Source organism: Paenibacillus sp. FSL R10-2736, from assembly GCF_038000245.1.
GTDB classification, from domain to species: Bacteria; Bacillota; Bacilli; order Paenibacillales; family Paenibacillaceae; genus Paenibacillus_AQ; species Paenibacillus_AQ phytohabitans.
Genome location: NZ_JBBOBN010000001.1, coordinates 3,773,779 through 3,794,226, shown reverse-complemented (window position 1 = coordinate 3,794,226; position 20,448 = coordinate 3,773,779). Strand labels below are relative to the sequence as shown.

Genomic DNA, 20,448 nt, shown 5'->3' with positions numbered 1-20,448 from the left:
ACACATATTCCAGTGGGGGGCCGGGCGTCTTGAAGCTGTTCTGGTCTGGCTACTGCCAGCTGATTAATGGGAGCAGAGTAAATCAATCCAGCAGCTTCCCGATAAAGACCCGCATAGCCAGTGTATCTGGAGCATGCTTCTGCCGGATGATCCGGAAATCCCGTTCAGTCAGTGTATGCCTGATTCTTAGTTCACTTAATTCGCCGCTGGCCAGCTCTTTGCGTACAATCCATCTGGACAGCAGGGACAGTCCAAGTCCGGCGCTGACCGCTTCCTTGACACCCTGGCTGCTGTTGAATACATAGGAGCGTTTGGCCTGAATACCTGATTCCTGCAAAAAACGGTCGCTGAAAGCCCGGGTGCCGGAACCCGGTTCCCGCAGCACCCAGACTTCATTATGCAGCATCTGATCCTCTACAGCGAGTTCACTGCTTAGCGGGTGAGCGGAAGGCGCGACCAGAATCATCTCGTCCTTCATATACGGGATGATGGACAGATCAGAGCCCGACGTTTCACCTTCGATGAAGCCGATATCCAGCCGGTTAGACCGGACCGCAGCAATAATCTCTTCCGTATTGCCTATGGTGACCTGGAGACTGACCAGCGGATATTGCCGGGCGAAATCGGCCAGGCGGGCCGGGAGCACATATTCCCCAATCGTGAAGCTGGCTCCGATCTGCAGGGTGCCGGTCACTTCATCCTGCAGCAGCCGGATCTGCCGGCCGGCCTCTTCATAATGCATGAGCATCTGTTTCGCATGCTTGTAGAGAATGGCTCCGGCTTCAGTAAGACGCACTTGCTTGGGGGAACGGTGCAGCAGCTTCACTGCGAATTCGTTCTCCAGATTGCGGATATGCAGGCTGACCCCGGGCTGGGAGAGGTTGAGCAGCTCGCCCGCCTTAGAGAAATGCTGCTGCTCTACTACGGTAACGAAAACGCGGAGCCCATCAGTAATCATAATAATCCCTCATTTATTGAAGATGGATGTAGCTGTAATTACGGTTTTTTTCTATTTTAACATAGTGAATTCGCCTAAACATAAGTATTTGTAATGATTGAAATAGCAAACCTGTATTTCACATTCCGTAAACATGCTTATATAGTAAAGCTATAAAAGCGTTGTTATAACGAAGTAGTGAATGGGGCGCGGGACGGATGAATGGAAGCGGAAGTTACAGATTGCAGCGGAGTAATCATAGATATGTCTACTTTGCCGGCGGGATTGTTGTTACACTCACTCTGGCGGTTGCGGCGAAATATTTAGCCATGCTGCCGGTCCTCGGCATTATGGGCCAGCTGGTGCTGGCCATTCTGCTGGGGATTGGCCTCAGAGCAGTAGCCGGTGTTCCGGAGCAGGCCATGGCAGGCGTACGGTTCTCGGGCAAAAGACTGCTCAGAGCAGGAATCATTCTGCTGGGGATGAGACTGAATCTGGGGGATATCGTACAGGCGGGTCCAAAGGTGGCCGGGATTGCAGCTATTAACCTGGTGTTCACGCTGTTCACTGTGTATGGTTTGGCGCGTTGGCTGAAGATGGACAGAAGACTGGGGCTGCTGACCGCGTGCGGAACAGCCATCTGCGGCGCGGCAGCAGTAGCTGCCATTGCCCCGCAGATCAAAGCGACAGACAACGAGACGGCAGTAGGAGCGGCAACAGTGGCGATTCTGGGAACTGTTTTTACACTTGTATATACGATTCTATATCCATACATGGGCTTAAGTGCTTCGGGGTACGGAATCTTCGCAGGAGCAACCCTGCATGAGGTGGCACATGTCATCGCTGCAGCCGTACCTGCCGGGCAGCAAGGCTCCGATCTGGCAGTACTGGTGAAGCTGACGCGGGTAGCAATGCTGGTTCCGGTCGCTCTGATTCTGGGCCTGATAGAAGGCCGCAGGGAGCGGAAGCTACACCACCGCATGAAACTATCCAATGGAGCAGAAGGATATGCCGCCGAAACGGAAGGAAACCGGGAGCGCAAGAAGCTCCCGGTTCCCTGGTTTATTGCAGGCTTCCTGTTGATGAGCGGCATCAATACGCTTGGAGTTATCCCTCAGCCGCTTGCGTCAGACATGATCACACTTGCCTATCTGCTGCTGGCCATGGCGATGGCGGGACTTGGACTCGGCATTGATCTCAAGACCTTTAGCAGCATGGGGCGTAAGCCGGTAATCGCCGGATTTATAGGTTCGTTATTCATGTCGCTGCTTGGATTTGGACTTGTACATTGGTTGGGATTATCTTAATTCAATGGAACCGCTGAATAGATCCCGCTCAAACCCCGGAATAAGCCATGAATCCGCCGTCCACAGGCACGGTGATTCCGGTGACGAACCCCGACATTTGCTCATCTGCCAGCCAGAGCAGGGTGCCGAGCAGATCCTTGGGCGTACCGAAACGGCGCATCGGGGTTTGGGAGATGATTTTGCGGGAACGTTCTGTCAGCTCTCCATTACTGTCCACAAGCAGCTGTTCATTCTGAGCGGTTACGAAGAAGCCCGGGGCTATAGCGTTAACCCGTATTCCCGCATCTGCCAGATGGACGGCCAGCCATTGCGTGAAGTTGTTAATTCCTGCCTTGGCAGCACTGTATGCCGGAACTTTGGTCATCGGCGAAGCGGCACTCATAGAGGAAATGTTGATGACTGATGTTCCGGTGCGCCCGAGCATCTGCTTGGCGAAGATCTGGGTCGGAATTAACGTTCCGGTCATATTTAATTCAAGGACATTGCGGAACCCGCTTACAGACAGATCGAAGAAGGAGACGATATCCGGATTCTCCAGGTCTCCGTCCGCGAAGGTCTCATGGGTCGTAATTGCCGAAGGCTGATTACCGCCGGCTCCGTTAATTAATAAATCACAAGGCCCCCAGTGCTTCAGAAGTTCATCGGCTGCCTGTTGCACATTGCTGGAATCCATAACATCACAGGCCAGGGAAAGTGCTTGGCCGCCGGCTGCAGTTATCTGCGCGGCCAGAGCGGCGCCTTTGTCCGCAGTGCGGTTCAGAATGGCGACCTTGGCGCCTTGACGGGCTAATTCCAGGGCCATCACGCTGCAAAGTGCGCCGGCTCCTCCGGTAATCACGGTGATTTTGCCTGCCAGTTGAGGCTGTAATGCCAACTCAGACATAGGTATCCAACCCTTCTCTAATGTAAGTATGATCCTAAGTAAGGACTAAGTCTGTTTACTATCGGGCATCATTACCCGCCGGGCGGGGCTTCTATTCAGTTCCCCGGATTCCTTGTTAAATGGACGGCAAAGCCGTTTCTACTTGTAGTACTGCGGGTATTTCTCCATCAGCATCTCCTGATCGGCAATGGTTAATGCCATATGCTCCTGCATCATATGATCACCCTGCGAAACATCATGTGTCTGAATCGCTTCATAGAGGCAATAATGCTGCTGATACAGATGCTCCCAATTATGATCTGCCGTAAGCTTAAGCATCCGGCTGCGGTTCAGATGGACCTTGATCTGCTGGACTACTTCCCAGGTATTCTTCTTGCTGCAGCCTGTAAAGATCAGATGATGAAATTCTTCATCCAGCATGAACATTTCCTTATAGTCCTGATCTTCAATGCAGAGTCTCTGTTTATCCAGATTCGCCTTAAGATCTATAAGATGTTTGGCCTGAAAAGAGCTGCAGGCCTCGCGCATAACCGCCCGCTCCAGATGCTCGCGCATGAAGCGGGCTTCTTCGACGAGGCCGGAATCAATAAGAGAGACAACCGTTCCGCGCTGAGGATAGACATCGAGCAGGCCCTCTTGGGCCAGTCGGACGAAGCTCTCTCTGACGGGAGTGCGGCTAACATTGAATTTAAGTGAAATTTCTTTCTCCGAGATGCTGGTGCCGGGAGGGAGCTCCAACAGCAAAATCTGATTCTTCAAAGAACGATACACGATGTCCCGTGTGGAAACCGCTTGTGTACCGATAATGTATTCCATCGCGTAGCCCTCCTGTTAAGTTGTTCAGAAGCACTACCATACTACCATACAAGTATGGTAGTATGGTAGTGCAAACAGGCAGAAACGGCTAATACCGTCCTTAGCAGGACAAATTTCCGCTTCTGCGGAAAAGATAAGAACGTTATATTGCGAGTAGCTTATACATTCTTATCTTCTAAAATACGGTATGACGAAAGGCTGGAGAACACATTGAGTACCTCACCTTTTATTCATGAAGATTGGCTGCTCCTCAACAAAAGTGCGCAAACCCTGTACCATGACTATGCCCAAAAAATGCCGATCTACGATTTCCACAGTCATCTGAATCCTCAGGAGATCAGCAGCAACCGCAAGTTCCGCAATATCGCCGATCTGGCGTTATCGGGGGACCATTACAAGTGGCGTGCGCTGCGCTGGCTCGGCATCGATGAACAGCTGATTACCGGGAACGCTCCGGACAAAGACAAATTTATGGTCTGGGCGCGTTCAGTGCCCGAGATGCTGGGCAATCCGCTGTACCATTGGACACATCTGGAGCTGAAGCGCTATTTCGGCATCGATGAGCTGCTCTCGGCCGATAATGCAGAGAGCGTCTGGGACCGCTGTAATGAACAGCTGCAAGGAGACGGCATGACTACACAGGGCATCCTTAAGAAGCAGAATGTTGACGTCGTCTGCACAACGGATGATCCGGTTGATTCCCTGGAGCATCATATCCTTATTAAGAATGACAGTGCACTGGAGACCGTGGTTGCTCCAACCTTCAGACCGGACCGGGTGCTGAATATCCGCGATGAAGGTTTTGCCGGCTATGTTGCCACGCTCAGTGAAGCCAGCGGACTGGAAGTTCACTGTTATTCCGAATTCATGAAGGCTGTGACTTCGCGGATCGATTATTTCCACAAGCATGGCTGCCGTCTGTCCGATCAGGCCTTCGGTGAGCTTCCGCACGCACATTCAACCGAACATGAAGCAGCTTACATATTTGCCCGTGCCTTCAAAGGCGAAGAGATCAGCGCCCAGGAGGAACAGAAGTTCCAGAGCTACACACTGCTCAAATTAGGCCGGCTGTATCACGAGCGGGGCTGGAGCATGCAGCTGCACATCGGGGCGCTCCGTAATAACAACTCACGGATGTTCGATGCGCTCGGCAAGGACAGCGGGTTCGATTCCATTCTGGACTTCAATATGGCCCGCAGCCTGAACGCCTTGCTGAATGATCTGGACGCTAGCGGACAGCTTCCGAAGACCATTGTGTATACGCTGAATCCGTCACAGTACGAGATGATTGCAACTTCGATCGGTAATTTCCAGGGCTCGGGGATCAAAGGCAAAGTGCAGATGGGCTCAGGCTGGTGGTTCCATGATCAGAAGGAAGGCATGCTGCAGCAATTGAAGGCGCTCTCCAGCATCGGCCTGATCAGTCCATTCGTCGGCATGCTGACCGACTCCAGAAGCTTCCTCTCCTTCACGCGTCATGAATACTTCCGCCGGATTCTATGCAACCTGTTCGGCACATGGATTGAAGAGGGCGATCTGCCGCGTGATTATGCTTTTGTGGGACAGACGATTGAGAACATCTGTTACAACAATGCCGATGCGTATTTCGGGATAAAATAGTATGTAGCTACAAAAAGGAACAGTCCTATCAGCCATCATATGGCTTGGGATTGTCCCTTTTTTATTGTGCGCACATGTTATGGTGACTTAAACTCGTGATAACCAATTTGATAATTCGCTTGCTGCGTGGTTGCAGTGACCAGATTAAGTTATGTCCTCATAGGTCCCGCAATTTTTAATTGCACTTTGTACAACTAAATCGCCTGATTTACAACCGATCATCCGTTTAGTTGTATTTCGTACAATTAAATTATCGGTTGTAGCTGGTTATCACCGTTCCGGGCAAATTTAGTTGTACAGAATACAGTTATAAGATATGGGCAGCCTTTTTCGCAGTTTTTAACTGCACAATCTACAACTATTATGAAATCAAGTTGGATTTTGAATGCAAGGATAGCGTAAATCATACTCCAACTAACAAATCCCCCCTACTTCGTACTGCTCCGGTAAGCAGAAGGAGAAACACCAGTAGTCTTCTTGAACACCTTGGAGAAATGGGCAAGCTCCATGCCGACCTGCTCGGCGATATTGGAGATGCTGAAGTCGGTGTAGGAGAGCTGTCTTTTGGCGAGCTCCATCCGTTTCTGCTGAACGTACTGCATCGGAGGGACGCCGATGAATTTCTTGAAGTAGGGAATGAAATAGTTCGGATGCAGATGGACGAGCTCCGCCAGTTCTTCCACATCAAGCGGCCGCATCAGACGCTGGTCAATGTAAGTCAGCACATTCGCCAGCTTCCCCTGATCGCTGGTATGTGTCAGGTCATCCAGGAAATTGCTGTAGCCTCCCGATTCCAGACACAGTGCCAATAGCGTGAGCAGTGAAGCCTGAGTGCGCAGAGTCGCCAGAAAGCCGGTATCCTGAAACAAATCAATCATTTCCGTGAAAATCGCCCTTACCGCATCCGGATCCGGCACATCGCTGATATAGAGCTTATTGGCAGAATGAAACAGCGGCCATTCCCCGATCTGCGCATCAAAGTGACAATAGTAGCGTGTGTAGGGATCATTCGGCGAGGTGTCCGTGGTCTGGGTAGAGCCGGCCGGCATGATCATTAATTGTCCGGGCTTGGGATAATAGGCCACGCCGTTGATAATCACCTTGCCTTCGCCGGAATCAATATAGTACAGCCGGTTGAAGGAAGGGGTCTCGTTCGTCCTATTCCATCCGGGATATCTGCTGGTCAACTGGGCATGCGTAACGGTAACGGTCAGATTCTGCAGCAGGCGTCCGGTCAGATTTCCGCTGGCATACATATTCATAGGGTTAGCTCCTTTACAACGCTCATAAATTCATTATACCGCTTTCATTTATCTAATACATCTTATTTATATACAAAAACACCTTAATTACAGTCATGTTCACCGGAGGCGATTAAGGTTATCCTCATATCATAAACTGTAATAGGAAGTGATTGGGAGATGGAAAAGGTACGATTTGGCATTATCGGAGTGGGCAATATGGGACGAGCGCATGCGCAGAGCCTGCTGAATGATATTAAGGGAGCAGAGCTGGCAGCCGTATGTGACACCAGCCCGGAAAGGCTGGACTGGGCTGAAGAGCATTTGCCGGATAGCGTACAGCGGTTCCTGTCACCGGAAGAATTGTTCAAGTCGGGGACCATCGATGCCGTGCTGATTGCTACACCGCATTATGATCATCCGCCGCTGGCGATTGAGGCACTGGGTTACGGGCTGCATGTTCTGATAGAGAAGCCCGCAGGTGTGTATACCAAAGCTGTTCAGGAGATGAACGACGCTGCTGCGAAGTCTGACCGCAAGTTCGGCATTATGTACAACCAGCGGACCAACCCGCTCTACCAGAAGCTGAGAGAGCTGATCAAGTCAGGAGAGCTTGGAGAGATCCGGCGTACGAACTGGATTATCACGAATTGGTACCGCTCTCAGAGTTACTATGACTCCGGCGGCTGGCGGGCGACCTGGGGCGGAGAAGGCGGCGGTGTGCTGCTTAACCAGGACCCGCATCAGCTGGATCTCTGGCAGTGGACGACCGGAATGATGCCGAAGCGGGTACGGGCTTTTTGCCACTTCGGGAAGTACCGCAATATTGAAGTTGAGGATGATGTGACTGCCTATGTGGAATATGAGAATGGCGCAACGGGGCTGTTCATCACCACTACAGGGGAGGCACCGGGAACGAACCGGTTCGAGATCACAGGCGACAACGGTAAAATCGTAATCGAAGACGGCAAGCTGACGTTCTTCCGCCTGCGCACACCGGAGCCGCAATTCAATGCTGAATTTACCGGAGGATTCGGAGCACCCGAGTGCTGGAAATGCGAGATTCCGGTTGCACCTGGTGATGGAGATCAGCATAAAGGCATTATGCGTAATTTCACCAATGCCATTCTTCATGACGAGCCGCTCCTGGCGCCTGGTGAAGAGGGGATTCACGGATTGACTCTTTCCAATGCGATGTACCTGTCAGCGTGGACTGACAACTGGGTGGACCTGCCGATCGACAGCGACCTGTTCCACGAGAAGCTGATGGTGCAGGTGCAGAACTCTACTTTTCAAAAGGCACCCGTCAGCCAGAAAGCCCTGGATGTATCGGGAACCCACTAGCATCGCTCTTTAACCTGCACGTATAGCATCATCTAACCAATTCAAACTAATCTGGGAGTGGATAAATGAGATGGAACGTTCAACGATTGCCGCACAAATGTATACCTTACGTGAATTTACCCAGACCCCGGAGGGGTTAAGAGAAAGTCTGCGGAAGGTGAGTGAAATTGGCTACCAGGCCGTGCAGATCTCGGGGATTGGCCCGATGGACCCTAAGCTGGTGAAGGAGTATGCGGATGAATACGGCTTGAAAATATGTGCAACGCATGTCCCCTGGAACCGGCTGGTGAATGATCTGGATGCGCTCGCAGCTGAACATAAGCTGTGGAACTGCAAGTACATCGGCCTTGGCGGACTGCCGGCAGAGTATCAGACCAGCCAGGAAGGTTACCGCACCTTTGCCAAGTTGGCTTCCGGAATCGCGCGTACGCTGAAGGAGCAGTATGGTCTGCAATTTGTCTATCATAATCATGATTTTGAATTTGAACGTTTCGAAGGTATGACTGGTATGGAAATTCTGCTGCAGGAAAGTGATCCGGAGGTGTTCGGCTTTGAGCTCGATCTGTACTGGGTTCAGGCTGGTGGCGGCGATCCTGTAGAGTGGATTCATAAAGTGAAGGGCAGAATGCAGGCCGTGCATTTCAAAGATATGACGGTTCTGTCGCGCAAACCAATTTTTGCCGAAATCGGCCAGGGGAACATGAATTACGGAGCGATTATTGAAGCCTGCCGCAAGACAGGTGTGGAATGGCATATCGTGGAGCAGGATGTGTGCCAGCGTGATCCGTTTGAGAGCCTGGAGATTAGTCTGAACTATCTGCACGCTAAGCTGGAGGTTGAGGCATGAGCCGCAAGGATGGGATGATGTATGCCCCTGTGCATGAGGCCAAGCCTGTGGTGGGGCCGGGTGAATTCGTAATTGCCGCACTGGCGCTGGATCATGGGCATATTTACGGGATGTGCAACGGGCTTGTGGAAGCAGGAGCACAGCTGAAATGGGTATACGATCCTGACCCGGAGAAGGTAAAAGTGTTCCAGAACACCTATCCCGGCGTCCGGGCCGCACGCTCGGCTGAAGAGATTCTCGAAGATCCTGAAGTCCGGCTCGTAGCAGCGGCCGCGGTTCCTTCGGAGCGGGGGCCGCTGGGTCTGCGCGTCATGGCACACTGCAAGGATTATTTCACGGACAAAACACCGTTCACCTCACTCGATCAGCTGGCGGCAGCACGGACTCAGGCGGAACAGACGAAGCAGAAATACATGACTTATTTCAGTGAGAGACTGCATGTGGAGAGTGCTGTGTATGCAGGTCAGCTTGTGCAACAGGGTGCGATCGGGCGTGTACTTCAGGTAATTGGAATGGGGCCTCACCGGTTAAATGCTCCGAGCCGGCCGGACTGGTTCTTCCAGCGTGATAAATACGGCGGCATTCTCTGCGATATTGGCAGCCATCAGATTGAACAGTTCCTCTTCTATGCCGGCTGCCGCGATGCCAAGATATTGCACAGCAAGGTAGCGAACTATAACAATCCGGCATACCCGGAGCTGGAGGATTTCGGTGATGCAACGCTGGTGGGCGATAACGGGGCAACCCAATATTTCCGCGTGGACTGGTTCACTCCGGAAGGATTAGGGACCTGGGGCGATGGACGGACGATCATTATGGGCACCGAAGGGTATATCGAGCTGCGTAAATACAGCGATATTGGCCGCTCCAGCACCCCTGACCATGTCTACTATGTGGACCGTGAAGGAGAGCATTATGAGCATGTAGCAGGTAAAATCGGATTTCCGTTCTTCGGTGAGCTGATCATGGACTGCCTGCAGCGTACAGAAAATGCCATGACCCAGGAGCATGCCTTCAAGGCGGCCGAACTATGCCTGGAGGCGCAGCGGCAAGCGCTCAATCTGACCCCGGATACTCTTAAATAGTTGTATAACAGCTAATAGAAGAACGGAAGGTGTATAACGATGAACACCATTGGAGCAGCGATTATCGGCTGTGGTGCAATTGCTCCGCTGCATGCCAGAGCAATTGCTTCTATAGATGATGCGCGGCTGCTGGCTGTAGTGGACAGTGATCCTGTTCAGGCAGCGCAATCCGCACAGGATTATGGATGCGAGGCCTTGACGGATTACAGGGAGCTTCTGGAGCGGGCAGATATCGGAATTGTCCATTTGTGCACGCCCCATCATCTGCATGCCGGGATGGCGGTGGAACTGCTGAAGGCCGGCAAACATGTATTAACCGAGAAGCCGATGGCGTTGGATGTACCTTCAGCCCGGTTAATGCAGGCAGCAGCGGATCAAGCGGAGGGGCAGCTCGGTGTAGTCTTCCAGAACCGTTACAATGACCCTTCGGTCCGGATCAGGACGATGATAGATTCCGGCGAACTGGGGGCCCTCATTTGTATGAAGGGGGTGGTTACCTGGACCCGGAGTGAAGATTATTACAAGAATAGCAGCTGGAGAGGGCGCTGGGCTACTGAAGGCGGAGGTGTGCTCATCAACCAGACTATTCATACTCTGGATCTGCTGCAATGGTTCGGCGGTGAAATCTCTTCCGTGAAGGGCAGTGTCACCACTGATGTGCTGAATGATGTTATTGAGGTGGAGGATAGTGCACATGCCTGCATCAGCTTTAAGAATAAGGTGCGCGGACTCTTTTACGGAACCAATGCTTATGGGGTGAATTCTCCCGTTGAACTGGAGCTGGTCTTCGAGCAGGGAACGCTGCTGCAGCGTAGGGATTGCCTGTATCTGTTGAAGGACGGGCAAGAGACGCTGCTCAGCGAACCGGCAACCGGCAGCACCGGAGGTAAATCGTATTGGGGGACCGGACATTCGCGGTTAATTCATGATTTCTATGCCCACATCCGTGACGGCCGTAAGTTCTGGATTGACGCAGCAGAGGGCATTAAGGCGCTGGAGCTGATCGATGGAATCTACAAGTCCTCGGCGAGCCGAACGGGTCTGTTGGCAGGACAGTATGTGTAGTACTGAACATGAGTGAGATAATACATTCTTGATAGCCAGAGAGAAAGGATCACGTGCTGTGATCCTTTTTTGGCGTGCTGCAACAATCATACAGGGGTGTTACCTGCAAGATTGACAAATTATAATCTGCATGCGATAATTACCTGACGATCGTCAGGGAGGCTGAAGAGATGACTGCTAACGCGATTCTGCAGGCTGCATGTGCACAATTTGCCGAGAAGGGCTTTGAAGGAGCATCATTGGCCGGTATAGCCCAGGCGGTAGGGATTAAGAAGCAATCCATTGCCACCTATTTTCCCAAAAAAGAAGATTTGTTCATGGCCGCCTTCGGCGAAATGGCCCGGCATTACTATGAATTTCTTGAACAGCTGTATAAGGGCCTCAGGGATACACCTATAGAGATGAAGCTGCGTGAGATTATGTATAAGAACTATTATTACAAAGTGGAGCACCCGGTATTGACCGCATTCTATAAAATGGCCGTGCAATTTCCGCCTCCTTTCTTCCAGGACTTGCTGGAGGCGCAGATTGCGGGGATGGAGCAGCGTTCCGCTGTATTGTACCGGGCGATTTTTGAGGAAGGCATGAACACGGGGATCATACGGCAGCAGCGGGCAGACAGTCTGCTCTCGGCTTATTACTGTTTGCTTGACGGGATCGCCATGCAGATGTTTTTTTACAAGCAAGAGGAATTTGAACAGCGCCTGGAGGATATCTGGGGGATTTTCTGGGCGGGCATTAAGCAATCTTAACCGGAAAGGGAGGCAGGATAATATGCGTGTAGACAAGGTTACGAATGAAGCAGGATTACAAGAGGCATTCCGGATCAGACGTGAAGTGTTTGTGGAGGAGCAGGGCGTACCGATGGCTGATGAATTTGATCATTATGAGAGTCAGGCAGAGCATATATTGGTGTTTCATGAGGCGGAGGAGGCTCCAGTAGGAACAGCCAGATTGCGGGTTGTGGACGGATGGGCCAAGCTGGAGCGGATCTGTCTGCTGGCCCCGTACCGCCGAAGCGGGCTAGGGTCCGTAATTATCGGCACACTGGAGGCAATGGCTGCAGAGCAAGGACTCCGGCAAGCCAAGCTGCATGGCCAGAAGCAGGCCGAAGGCTTTTATCAGAAGCTGGGCTATGAGACTTCCTCGCCTGTCTTTATGGAAGATGGAATCCCCCACGTCATTATGGTTAAAAGCTTGCAGGTCTAATCTCTCAAATTGACTTTATGACCAGCAGGCCTTATCTTCAGTACATGTGTTAATATATGAATTGCAGATGAGAGACAGGGAGAGGGATTAAGCTTATGGAACAGGCAATGTTTGCCGGAGGCTGCTTCTGGTGCATGGTTACACCGTTTGAAGAGCTTCCCGGAATTCACGGAATTGTATCGGGGTACGCCGGAGGCACGGTAGAGAATCCTACATACGAACAGGTCAAGACAGGGACAACCGGTCACTATGAGGTGGTTCAGATTACGTTTGATCCGGCACTTTTCCCCTACGAGAGACTGCTGGAGCTGTTCTGGCCGCAGATTGATCCGACGGATGACGGCGGACAGTTTCAGGATCGCGGAACGCAGTACCGGACAGCGGTATTCTACTATAATGAAGAGCAGCGGCTGGCGGCTTTGGCTTCCCGGGAGCAAGTGGCGGCCAGCGGCAGATTTGAGCCTCCTGTGGTGACGGAGATTCTGCCTGCACCCCATTTCTATCCGGCTGAGGACTATCATCAGGACTATCACAAGAAGAATCCGAAGCATTATAAAGAGGACCGTGAGCAATCCGGACGGGATACCTTTATTTCGCAGCACTGGTAAAAGCGGAAAATGAAATAAGGTTAGAAAAGCCTTTAATCACCTGGCATCTGGGGATTGAGGGCTTTTTGCTATTTTTGCAGCGCTCTAGAGGTGAAACGGAAGAAATTAAGTCATAAAACCAAAAAATGGGAACCTAAATCCGAAATTCCGAGCCTACTAAATGAAGATTTGCCCTACTATAATCATATTTGTAAACGCATACAATTATACATGATTCTGGCTTTGATCCGGGGAATGGAGGAGGGTGGAGGCTTTCTGAAATGCTGAATGATCTGTCTGTAGCTTCCGGTTGCCAAAGGTAATGATTACAGCAATGCCAATATAATTAAGGAGGAATATTACGATGCCTAAAAAATGGCTAATGTCCATGCTTGCGTTCGTGCTTCTGCTCTCTTGCCTGCCTTTCTTTGGTTCCAAAGCTGCCGCCGCTGATTATACACAGGGAGTAGATTTGTCGGGAACTACAGCGACGATCTGGTTCAAATCTACAGTAAGCACCAGTTGGGTGGATGTACATTACAAGGTCAATTCCGGAACGCAGCTGAATTACCGTACAACCTACAACAGCAGCAAAGCCCGATATGAGCAGGTGGTCACAGGCGTTGCCAGCGGAACCGTTCTCACCTATTTCTTCACGTACAACAATGGAACACCGGCATATGATACCGGCTGGTTTACGTATACCACCGGAACGGCGCCGACTACCCCGCCTGGGGGTTCCTCTGCTTCGATCTATTCCATAGCCGCCTCTTCCATTCCCACCCCGCCGGGAGGTTCCGTGTCGGTGAAGGTCATGAACGGCACGGGCGGGGCCTATCCTGACAACCAGATATATTGGGGTGTGATCGGCATCAATCCGGCCAACGGCAAATGGAGTTATCTGGATCTGAGCGGCAATCTGCTGCCAATCTCTAATGCGCTGAATGATGCCTCCGGCCATCTGACCAAAAACGGCGTGAATTACGCGAATATCTACCATACCGTAAGTCAGGCTTCCTGGGTAACGATGCCCAAAATCACCTCCGGCCGCATGTTCCTCAGCGTAGGCACGCCGCTGTACATCAAGACTTATGATGACGGCTTTGCCGGACCGGATATTGATAATCCAACCGACCCTAACCGTAATCTCTATTTCGACTTCGTTGAATTCACGGTGGATGCTACAGGCTATCACGGCAACACGACGCGCGTAGATGCCTTCGGTTTCCCGATCCAGCACCGGCTGGTTGGCTTGTCTGGAGGCTATGATAAGACCGTAGGTGAGCTGGAATCGGAGACACGGGCCGGAATCTTCAGCAAATACCAGAATGAAGTGCCATCTGCCTTCAAATCACTTGCTACCGATCAGGCACCTTACCGGATTATCGCTCCTGTCCATGGATCGTTTAAAGCCGGCGGGGCCAACAGCAATTATTTCGCAGGTTATTCCAGCTACAGCACCCAGGATATTCTCCGCAACGATGGCTCGCTCATTGATGCTGCCACCAGCGCTGCCATTAACCGCCATGTCTACACCTCAAGCAACTGGAACAATGTCGCGGACTATTACAAAGCAGCTCCAGCCAATTACTATGCGAAGTTCTGGCATGATCACAGCATTAGCGGGTTGGCCTACGGCTTCCCTTATGATGATGTCAATGGCCAGGCGGCCTATCTCGAAGTCGGCGATCCCAAAGGCCTGATTATCCGCGTGGCCTGGTAGGTAATCCGGTTTGATGTTTGAGTAAGCCCACGATCGGACAAAGAGGCTGTCCCAAGAGCCATGCAATGGCTTCTGGGACGCCTCCTTTTTTGAGTAAGATTAACGTGGGCTCTGGAGTGGACGCTCCGCGAACGGACTGTTGTTCCAATCGCTGTGCTGGTAAGAATTTTTTTCATTCCCTATAGCGCCTTGTTGGTTCACGGCGTGATTATCGTGTGATTCCGCCGGTATTAACTTCTTACCGGCTTTCTGGATATTCCCTCTAATACCTCATGTGAACGGCCGTATTTGCACATGGCGTCACATTCACACTGCAGATCCGAGAATAAAATATAAGATATGTGCCCGGCGTTGTTCTGCTGTAAGGAAGGACGCAGCAACTGGGCCTGAATTTCTTTTTCCCGGCTGTCAGGAGAAATAAGGTATAAACTGCATTCCGGTTCATTCAGTGATAAGGCTAAATCGTACAGTCTAAGGATGCCCGAATAGATAGAAGTGCTTTTCTCCACTTCAAAGGCAGCAATCATTCTGTTCTCATCATCAAGCCAAAGCACATCAATGAAGGATATAGTGTCAAAGGCTGCTTTGGATACCTGAAGCGGAGGCAATGTGGCCAGTGAAAGTTCGCCAAGCGTTGCGCTGTTCCATTGTCTCCGGTGATCATTCTGGGCGATCCATACCTTATACCCGAGCGAGCGGCCTAATCTTGCCAGATGATATTGCATTTCGCTATGTGTATTATCTTCACGGATATCATTCATGAACTCTGTATGACGTTTTAACCGGGTTTTCTCCTGCTTGACTGCCTCAGATTCCAGAATTCGCTCTGCATTACCGCTTACAATGAGACGGCCGGTGCCAATTTCAAACACAAACCCTCCAATAGCACCTAAATCATTGGACAGCAGGGAACGTTGTTCATTATTCATTTGGAGCAGGCCTTCACGCATTTCCAGATATGCAGTCCATGAACCCAGCTTGATTTTCTGGCCCAGAAGTTCGTTATAGCCTTTTACAATTGCGGTATTGAACGGCGGGAACAGGGTGGGATGAAGAAAATATATAATATTGGCTACGGCAGGGCCAAGCCCTTTGATATGCATATTGTCGAGTTTATAAATCTCCTCCAGAATTTGCTTCTCCTGGCTGGCTTGCTGCACTGCCTTCAGAAAGCGTCCAAAAGCGAGCTGATGGACATCATTCTCATAAATATCCGGAATACGCAATTTAGGTTTCCAGTAGAAGGCATGAGCCGCTCCTTCAAAAATCTGTTTCTGCTCACAAATGGCGGACATTACAAACTCCAAGGATGAACCCTTATAATCATTGCCGAATGTCCGGGCTTCAATGCTGCGGATGACGTCTGTCAGTCCGTTTTTGATTGTACGGAATGCCTTTAACCGCTCGCTATTATTCAGAAACCAAGTGTTGTAAACAGACTCCGGGTCTGCCTTATAAGCTTTGATACGATCTGCAATATAGTGATTGTCCATGCCGCTTATCCTCCAGGTACCATAGTATCCATATTGTACAGAAGCAGGAGGAGGTTCGCAGTATACTTTGTTGCTTCATTCTTTCTACACATTTGTCCTGTACACTTCTAGTTATTCGCGAGAGCAACTGAAGTGGAGGGACAATAATGAAGAGAAGACTACTGACGGCGACCTTTATCCTGCTGCTTGGAGCAACATTGGCGGGTTGCAGCCCGGGCGCGGATAACAAGGAAGAATCAAGCGCTATCACTGCACAAACAGCGGTAACTACACCTTGGATCGCTACCAAGAATACAACACGGATCAACACCTCTGACCCTGTTCAGGCGGCTGTGCTGGTCTCCCGGACCTTATGGACGGCTGAAACGAAGAGCAACCGGCCATCGTCTGTAGTCCTGACAAGTGTGGATAACTGGCAGATTGCCGCAGTAAGCACGGACCTGATCCACCATCCGAGCAACGGGCCGGTGCTCTTTTTCACCAAAGACGGTGTGCCGGATGAGACTCTTACTGAATTGAAGCGACTGAAGCCGCTTGGTGCGGACGGCAATGACGGCATTCAGGTTGTAATTGTCGGGCCTTCGTCTGAAGCAGTCGAGTCGCAGCTCAACTCGCTTAATCTGAAGCTGGACAAGATTGAAGGGGATGATCCAGCCGCAGTGGCAGGCGCTGTTGATTCTTACTATGCAAAAGTGTCAGGCGAGCTGCCGCAGAGTGTAATTATCGGCTCGATGGATAGTCCTGAATATACCCTCCCGGCTGTGAACTGGATCGCTCATATGCCGGAGCCTTTACTATTTGTGGAGAAAAGCGAAATCCCGGCTGCAACAGCAGACGCGCTCAAGGAACGCGGCGGCAGTGCAGCAATCTATATTCTCGGTCCCCAATCTGTCATTTCAGCAGATGTGGAGGAGCAGCTTAAGCAATACGGAACGGTTACGCGCATAGCGGGTGAGGATCCTTATGAGAATGCCATTGCCTTTGCCAAATTCAAGGATAAGGCAAACGGATTCGGCTGGGGAATCACTACTCCCGGACATAACCTGTCTTTGTTGACTACGGATTCTACGATGCTGGCGATTGCCGCTGCCCCCTTCTCCCACTTGGGCAAACACGCGCCGCTGGTCTTCATGAAGCAGGACGGATTGCCGGATTCTCTGATGAATTATACGATGGAGCTGCAACCTAAATTCAAGGATTCACCGGCTGAAGGCCCGTATAATCACGCTTGGCTGACTGGCGATGCAGCAACGATCAGCGCCGCGGCGCAGAGTGAGATCGATGACATGCTGGAGATTTCCTCCGCCTCCGGTGATAATCCGCACTCGGGGCATTAGACAGAGCAAGCCGGCAGCGGGACCCGCTGCCGGCCTCTTTATTTATAGAACAAGTAAGAAGGCATAACTGTTTCCACTTGGGTATAATGAATGCACGAACTATTAACCAGTCCACGAAAAGGGTGAACGGCTTGTCCAAATCTCAAATACTTATAGTAGACGACGAATGGAATATGCGGAATTTGCTGCGTATATATCTGCTGAACGAGGGCTTCACCACCAGAGAAGCTGCCACGGGGCAGGAAGCCATCCGCATGGCAGGGCAGCACGCGTTTGATCTGATTCTGCTCGATGTGATGATGCCTGACATGGATGGCTGGCAGGTCTGCCGTGTGATCCGGGAGCAGAGTCATATCCCCATCCTGATGCTCACCGCGCGTTCGGAGATTAAGGATAAGGTGCAGGGTCTTGGCATCGGCGCAGATGACTATCTGACCAAGCCGTTTGAGCCGGAGGAGCTGCTGGCCCGGATACATTCGCTGCTCCGCCGTTCTGCACTGACGCAGTCACTGGCGCCCCGGGAAGAAGTACTGGAGTATCCCGATTTGCGGATTTACCCGGAGGCACGCGAGGTGCGTGTACAGGGCCAGAACGTTGATTTTACATTAAAAGAGTTCGATCTCCTGGCCTTGCTGGCGCGCAGCGGACAACGGGTATTCACCCGCGACGAGCTGGTCGAACGGCTGTGGGGCAACGATTACGGCGGTGAAACCCGGGTCATCGACACCCACATCAAGAATATCCGCGAAAAGATGCAGAGAGCGGGCCTGGCGTATAATCCGGTGCAAACGGTATGGGGCCTCGGATATAAATTCCAGGTGACGGGTAGTCCGGATGAAACATAATATCATCGGCTCCAAGCTTGGGCTGGTGATTATGTCCGTATTCCTGATCGTGCTGCTGTCGCTGGGCATGGTGATCGACAGGATGTTCACCAGCTTCTATTACAACGAAATGCAGACGGAAACGGAGGAGCTGGCTTCCCATTTCACGGTCATGGCCCAGTCCAAGGAGTCCACGACCAGCCAGATGATGACGACGTTTGCTGAATTCTCCAATGTCAGTATATTTAACATTCTTCCTGATGGCCGTACGAATCTGCATTCAGGCGTTCACGATTCTGCGGACCGGGCGTTCATCCGAACCGGGGATCTTACAGACATTTTTACCGGCAAAACAGTCAGCTTCCTGTACAAAGATCCAGCGGGGCACCGGTATTTCGTCACTGGACAACCTATCACAGGGGAGGATGGGGTCAGTTCGGCGCTGTATGTAATGTCCTCTACCACGAGTATGGAAGAATCGCTGGCTTCGGTGCGCAATATTCTGCTGCTCGCGGGGATTGGCGCGTTCATTTTGGCGCTCGGCATCACCTGGATCATTGCCGTGGTCCTGTCCCGTCCGCTTCTGCAGATGCAGAGAGCCACCCGCAAGATCGCCGCTGGTGAACTGGAGACGCGCCTTACCATCCGCGGCAAGGATGAGATTGGTTTCCTCGCAGGAGCGATCAACGACCTGGCCTTTGACCTGCAGCGCTACAGGGATACACGCCAGGAATTTCTGGCCAATATCTCACATGAACTGCGGACACCGATCACTTACCTGCAGGGGTATGCCAAGGTAGTTAAGGGCGGGCTGTATGAGACAGAAGAGGAGAAGGTGCTGTATCTGGACATCATAGATCAGGAAGCACATCGGCTGCAGCACCTGGTCGATGACTTGTTCGAGCTGGCCAAGATGGAAGAGGGCAGAATTCCGCTGAACCTGGAACAGGTCAATCTCAGACAGATCGTGGATCAGGCGGTCCGCAGGGTGGAATTACCGGCGAAGGAGAAAGGTCTGCTGCTGACAGCTTCGTACGATGACGGGCAGGAGGTAAGAGTATTAGGCGATGGCAAACGGATGGAGCAAATCGTGATGAATCTGCTGGAGAATGCTGTCCGCTATACCGAAAAGGGACAGATCAAGGTGAGTCTAAGATTCACTCCGGACTCAGCAATATTTGTTGTGGAGGATACGGGAATCGGTATTCCGGAGGCAGAGCTTCCCTTTATTTTTGACCGTTTTTACCGGGTAGAGAAATCCCGCTCGCGGCAATACGGAGGCTCCGGCCTCGGTCTTTCCATTGTGAATAAGCTGGTCGAGCTGCTCGGCGGTACGATTGTGTTTACAAGTAAGGTGGGCGTAGGAACAGGCTGTGAGGTTGCTTTTAGGAGATAACTAAGAATGATTTAGACTTATACCTTGCAGGATGTAATCCCAATTCGCATAATCATTCATATCACCGGGCACTTCCAGAACGCAGACATTGCCGATACCCCATTCCGCTTCTCGTGTTGCACTAAGGCCGGGTATAGGATTAAGAATGAGGATTGTAAATTTCTTGTTATTTAATAGCTTTGATAAAATCATATGCAGCTCCAGTACCTGTTCAGCGCTTGCAAACCATCTGACAAATAAACTATCGTCGCTGCTGAGCAGACTGTTCCAGAACCGGCCGATCCGGTATTCCAGCTTCAGTCTGTAGGCGGGATAGGAAGCGCTCCAGCCCTGACCTGTAATAATCGGGAAATCGTGGGCGGAGATGATGTTATACAGTGAGTCTCGTATGAAATAAGATGGTGACAGATTGTTCCTGGAATGATCCAAATACACGGGATCTCCATCATCCAGCAAAAAATGGGTCTCATCCAGCGGATGCAGATTTCTGAAATCCATAAAGTTCCTGAACTCATTCTTTAGAAGCCGGTTGACATCGGCCAGTGAATACGAAATCATCCAGTCTAGAGGCATTGAGAATTTCCGTAGACCGTATCTCTTCAGGTTAATTGCTGGCGCACAAGATGAACCTAAGCTGACGATCAGTTCATAGTCCTTTTTGATGTCTTGTAGTTTCATGAATTCACCCATCTCTATCCAGTCTCCATCGTTAGTAAATCATATACGCGATGCTC

The 20,448-nt window shown here is 51.2% G+C and carries 19 protein-coding genes; 13 read left to right on the top strand and 6 right to left on the bottom strand.

Annotated features, from left to right (window positions below; all coding sequences use genetic code 11):
• Positions 1–82 precede the first annotated feature (82 nt).
• The gene (locus tag NSQ73_RS16340) at positions 83–958 is read right to left on the bottom strand and encodes a LysR family transcriptional regulator (protein ID WP_340987298.1); all 876 of its coding nucleotides are present in this window, start codon (positions 956–958) and stop codon (positions 83–85) included.
• Between the two features lie 197 nt (positions 959–1,155).
• Between NSQ73_RS16340 and NSQ73_RS16335 the strand changes: the two genes are divergently transcribed.
• On the top strand, positions 1,156–2,244 hold the full coding sequence (locus NSQ73_RS16335) for a YeiH family protein (RefSeq protein ID WP_340987296.1): 1,089 nt from the start codon (positions 1,156–1,158) through the stop codon (positions 2,242–2,244).
• A 28-nt stretch (positions 2,245–2,272) separates the two neighbouring features.
• Here the strand turns inward: NSQ73_RS16335 and NSQ73_RS16330 are convergent, their stop codons facing one another.
• Together NSQ73_RS16330 and NSQ73_RS16325 are read right to left on the bottom strand one after the other, a co-directional pair.
• Positions 2,273–3,127, bottom strand: coding sequence for an SDR family oxidoreductase (locus NSQ73_RS16330; protein ID WP_340987295.1), 855 nt, complete (start codon positions 3,125–3,127; stop codon positions 2,273–2,275).
• A 138-nt stretch (positions 3,128–3,265) separates the two neighbouring features.
• Positions 3,266–3,943, bottom strand: a complete 678-nt coding sequence (locus tag NSQ73_RS16325) for a GntR family transcriptional regulator (protein WP_039292670.1) — start codon at positions 3,941–3,943, stop codon at positions 3,266–3,268.
• Positions 3,944–4,153: 210 nt separating this feature from the next.
• Here NSQ73_RS16325 and uxaC point away from each other — a divergent pair, with 210 nt between their 5' ends.
• Positions 4,154–5,563, top strand: a complete 1,410-nt coding sequence (gene uxaC, locus NSQ73_RS16320) for a glucuronate isomerase (RefSeq protein WP_340987294.1) — start codon at positions 4,154–4,156, stop codon at positions 5,561–5,563.
• Positions 5,564–5,991: 428 nt separating this feature from the next.
• On the opposite strand, the gene NSQ73_RS16315 is transcribed toward uxaC, so the two are convergent.
• Positions 5,992–6,825, bottom strand: coding sequence for a helix-turn-helix domain-containing protein (locus tag NSQ73_RS16315; protein ID WP_340987293.1), 834 nt, complete (start codon positions 6,823–6,825; stop codon positions 5,992–5,994).
• 159 nt (positions 6,826–6,984) lie between these two features.
• Between NSQ73_RS16315 and NSQ73_RS16310 the strand changes: the two genes are divergently transcribed.
• The 8 genes from NSQ73_RS16310 to NSQ73_RS16275 all read left to right on the top strand — a co-directional run bounded on the left by NSQ73_RS16310 (position 6,985) and on the right by NSQ73_RS16275 (position 14,664).
• The gene (locus tag NSQ73_RS16310; protein ID WP_340987292.1) at positions 6,985–8,148 is read left to right on the top strand and encodes a Gfo/Idh/MocA family protein; all 1,164 of its coding nucleotides are present in this window, start codon (positions 6,985–6,987) and stop codon (positions 8,146–8,148) included.
• Positions 8,149–8,218: 70 nt separating this feature from the next.
• Positions 8,219–8,995, top strand: coding sequence for a sugar phosphate isomerase/epimerase family protein (locus NSQ73_RS16305; protein WP_340987291.1), 777 nt, complete (start codon positions 8,219–8,221; stop codon positions 8,993–8,995).
• The gene (locus tag NSQ73_RS16300) at positions 8,992–10,080 is read left to right on the top strand and encodes a Gfo/Idh/MocA family protein (RefSeq protein ID WP_340987290.1); all 1,089 of its coding nucleotides are present in this window, start codon (positions 8,992–8,994) and stop codon (positions 10,078–10,080) included. Before NSQ73_RS16305 ends, NSQ73_RS16300 begins: the two co-directional genes overlap by 4 nt.
• Positions 10,081–10,119: 39 nt before the next feature.
• Positions 10,120–11,145 (top strand): Gfo/Idh/MocA family protein, encoded by a 1,026-nt coding sequence (locus NSQ73_RS16295; RefSeq protein ID WP_340987288.1) that lies wholly within the window; start codon positions 10,120–10,122, stop codon positions 11,143–11,145.
• 170 nt (positions 11,146–11,315) lie between these two features.
• Complete coding sequence (locus NSQ73_RS16290) at positions 11,316–11,897, top strand: TetR/AcrR family transcriptional regulator (protein ID WP_340786396.1); 582 nt, start codon at positions 11,316–11,318, stop codon at positions 11,895–11,897.
• Between the two features lie 22 nt (positions 11,898–11,919).
• Positions 11,920–12,354: a GNAT family N-acetyltransferase gene (locus NSQ73_RS16285; RefSeq protein WP_340987287.1), complete on the top strand. Its 435-nt coding sequence runs from the start codon at positions 11,920–11,922 to the stop codon at positions 12,352–12,354.
• A 95-nt stretch (positions 12,355–12,449) separates the two neighbouring features.
• Positions 12,450–12,962, top strand: a complete 513-nt coding sequence (gene msrA, locus NSQ73_RS16280) for a peptide-methionine (S)-S-oxide reductase MsrA (RefSeq protein ID WP_340987286.1) — start codon at positions 12,450–12,452, stop codon at positions 12,960–12,962.
• A gap of 343 nt (positions 12,963–13,305) precedes the next feature.
• Complete coding sequence (locus tag NSQ73_RS16275) at positions 13,306–14,664, top strand: glycoside hydrolase family 64 protein (RefSeq protein WP_340987285.1); 1,359 nt, start codon at positions 13,306–13,308, stop codon at positions 14,662–14,664.
• 230 nt (positions 14,665–14,894) lie between these two features.
• On the opposite strand, the gene NSQ73_RS16270 is transcribed toward NSQ73_RS16275, so the two are convergent.
• Positions 14,895–16,157, bottom strand: coding sequence for a hypothetical protein (locus NSQ73_RS16270; protein ID WP_336100210.1), 1,263 nt, complete (start codon positions 16,155–16,157; stop codon positions 14,895–14,897).
• A 146-nt stretch (positions 16,158–16,303) separates the two neighbouring features.
• Here NSQ73_RS16270 and NSQ73_RS16265 point away from each other — a divergent pair, with 146 nt between their 5' ends.
• The 3 genes from NSQ73_RS16265 to NSQ73_RS16255 all read left to right on the top strand — a co-directional run bounded on the left by NSQ73_RS16265 (position 16,304) and on the right by NSQ73_RS16255 (position 19,714).
• Positions 16,304–17,494, top strand: coding sequence for a cell wall-binding repeat-containing protein (locus NSQ73_RS16265; RefSeq protein WP_340987284.1), 1,191 nt, complete (start codon positions 16,304–16,306; stop codon positions 17,492–17,494).
• Positions 17,495–17,625: 131 nt separating this feature from the next.
• A complete protein-coding gene (locus tag NSQ73_RS16260) occupies positions 17,626–18,339 on the top strand; it encodes a response regulator transcription factor (protein WP_231575378.1) in 714 nt (237 codons plus the stop codon).
• Positions 18,329–19,714, top strand: coding sequence for a sensor histidine kinase (locus tag NSQ73_RS16255; RefSeq protein ID WP_340987283.1), 1,386 nt, complete (start codon positions 18,329–18,331; stop codon positions 19,712–19,714). Before NSQ73_RS16260 ends, NSQ73_RS16255 begins: the two co-directional genes overlap by 11 nt.
• Here the strand turns inward: NSQ73_RS16255 and NSQ73_RS16250 are convergent, their stop codons facing one another.
• Entirely contained in the window at positions 19,715–20,392 is a 678-nt protein-coding gene (locus tag NSQ73_RS16250; RefSeq protein ID WP_336100204.1) for a DUF1796 family putative cysteine peptidase, read from the bottom strand.
• Between the last annotated feature and the right edge of the window lie 56 nt (positions 20,393–20,448).

Excerpts from the sequence above, each read along its gene's own strand:
- NSQ73_RS16340 (WP_340987298.1), bottom strand. The coding sequence starts at position 958 with ATGATTACTGATGGGCTCCGCGTTTTCGTTACCGTAGTAGAGCAGCAG.
- NSQ73_RS16335 (WP_340987296.1), top strand. The coding sequence starts at position 1,156 with ATGAATGGAAGCGGAAGTTACAGATTGCAGCGGAGTAATCATAGATAT.
- NSQ73_RS16330 (WP_340987295.1), bottom strand. The coding sequence starts at position 3,127 with ATGTCTGAGTTGGCATTACAGCCTCAACTGGCAGGCAAAATCACCGTG.
- NSQ73_RS16325 (WP_039292670.1), bottom strand. The coding sequence starts at position 3,943 with ATGGAATACATTATCGGTACACAAGCGGTTTCCACACGGGACATCGTG.
- NSQ73_RS16315 (WP_340987293.1), bottom strand. The coding sequence starts at position 6,825 with ATGAATATGTATGCCAGCGGAAATCTGACCGGACGCCTGCTGCAGAAT.
- NSQ73_RS16310 (WP_340987292.1), top strand. The coding sequence starts at position 6,985 with ATGGAAAAGGTACGATTTGGCATTATCGGAGTGGGCAATATGGGACGA.
- NSQ73_RS16305 (WP_340987291.1), top strand. The coding sequence starts at position 8,219 with ATGGAACGTTCAACGATTGCCGCACAAATGTATACCTTACGTGAATTT.
- NSQ73_RS16300 (WP_340987290.1), top strand. The coding sequence starts at position 8,992 with ATGAGCCGCAAGGATGGGATGATGTATGCCCCTGTGCATGAGGCCAAG.
- NSQ73_RS16295 (WP_340987288.1), top strand. The coding sequence starts at position 10,120 with ATGAACACCATTGGAGCAGCGATTATCGGCTGTGGTGCAATTGCTCCG.
- NSQ73_RS16290 (WP_340786396.1), top strand. The coding sequence starts at position 11,316 with ATGACTGCTAACGCGATTCTGCAGGCTGCATGTGCACAATTTGCCGAG.
- NSQ73_RS16285 (WP_340987287.1), top strand. The coding sequence starts at position 11,920 with ATGCGTGTAGACAAGGTTACGAATGAAGCAGGATTACAAGAGGCATTC.
- msrA (WP_340987286.1), top strand. The coding sequence starts at position 12,450 with ATGGAACAGGCAATGTTTGCCGGAGGCTGCTTCTGGTGCATGGTTACA.
- NSQ73_RS16275 (WP_340987285.1), top strand. The coding sequence starts at position 13,306 with ATGCCTAAAAAATGGCTAATGTCCATGCTTGCGTTCGTGCTTCTGCTC.
- NSQ73_RS16270 (WP_336100210.1), bottom strand. The coding sequence starts at position 16,157 with ATGGACAATCACTATATTGCAGATCGTATCAAAGCTTATAAGGCAGAC.
- NSQ73_RS16265 (WP_340987284.1), top strand. The coding sequence starts at position 16,304 with ATGAAGAGAAGACTACTGACGGCGACCTTTATCCTGCTGCTTGGAGCA.
- NSQ73_RS16255 (WP_340987283.1), top strand. The coding sequence starts at position 18,329 with ATGAAACATAATATCATCGGCTCCAAGCTTGGGCTGGTGATTATGTCC.
- NSQ73_RS16250 (WP_336100204.1), bottom strand. The coding sequence starts at position 20,392 with ATGAAACTACAAGACATCAAAAAGGACTATGAACTGATCGTCAGCTTA.